The 835-nt window shown below is 36.3% G+C and carries 2 protein-coding genes; both read left to right on the top strand.

Going from position 1 to position 835, the window contains the following annotated elements; all coding sequences use genetic code 11:
* A partial coding sequence (locus tag AC1DOS_RS20390) for a DUF2975 domain-containing protein (RefSeq protein ID WP_477538945.1) occupies positions 1-339 on the top strand: 339 nt, incomplete at its 5' end.
* Between the two features lie 10 nt (positions 340-349).
* Positions 350-571 carry a helix-turn-helix domain-containing protein gene (locus AC1DOS_RS20385; RefSeq protein WP_108588029.1) on the top strand — a complete coding sequence of 74 codons (222 nt, stop codon included), beginning with the start codon at positions 350-352 and terminating at the stop codon, positions 569-571.
* Positions 572-835: the final 264 nt, after the last annotated feature.

Below are 835 nucleotides of genomic sequence, written 5' to 3'. Positions count from 1 at the left end.
GTTTTAATCGTTTTGTATGGAGCGGCGATACCTTTTTACTTTGCTCTGTATCAAGCTTTTAAACTTTTAAGCTATATCGACAAGAATAAAGCTTTCTCGGATTTATCGGTAAAGGCTTTAAAGACCATCAAATACTGTGCAATTACAATCAGTATCTTGTTTGCAGCAGGCATGCCACTCTTTTATCTAATTGGGGATAAAGACGATGCCCCTGGTGTCATAGTACTCGGATTGGTCATTATTTTTGCTTCTATGGTGATTGCAGTCTTCGCGGCTGTTCTTCAAAGGCTTTTACAAGAAGCTATCGATATAAAATCAGAAAATGACTTAATAGTCTGAGGTGAATGACATGGCAATTATAATCAATATTGATGTGATGTTGGCTAAAAGGAAAATGAGTGTTACAGAACTTTCTGAGAGGGTTGGAATAACGATGGCTAATCTTTCTATATTGAAAAACGGAAAGGCAAAAGCGATTCGATTATCAACTTTAGAAGCTATTTGTAAGGCTTTGGATTGTCAGCCTGGGGATATTTTAGAATACAAAAGTGACAGAGACACTCTGGGATAATAAGATTAGAAAACAAATTTATTCAACTAACGGGGGCTAAAGTTGAAGATCATGTGACTGCATAAGCAACTCATTTTCTTATTGAACTAACGGGGCAGGTTAGTTCAATAAGGTAATGGCGCCTTAAAAAGATGTGCGTAATAAACTAACGGGTGCATTACTGGAACTATGGTAATATGCCTTTTCTTCTTCTAGTATGGGTTTTGTTTAGTTGAACATGGGATTTGTCTGTCGTACAGTGAATATTGCTTTTGTTAACAATAT

The organism is Paenisporosarcina sp. P5_A11, assembly GCF_056400705.1.
The sequence above is the reverse complement of the archived record's forward strand: the minus strand, read 5'-3'. Positions and strand labels throughout refer to the sequence as shown.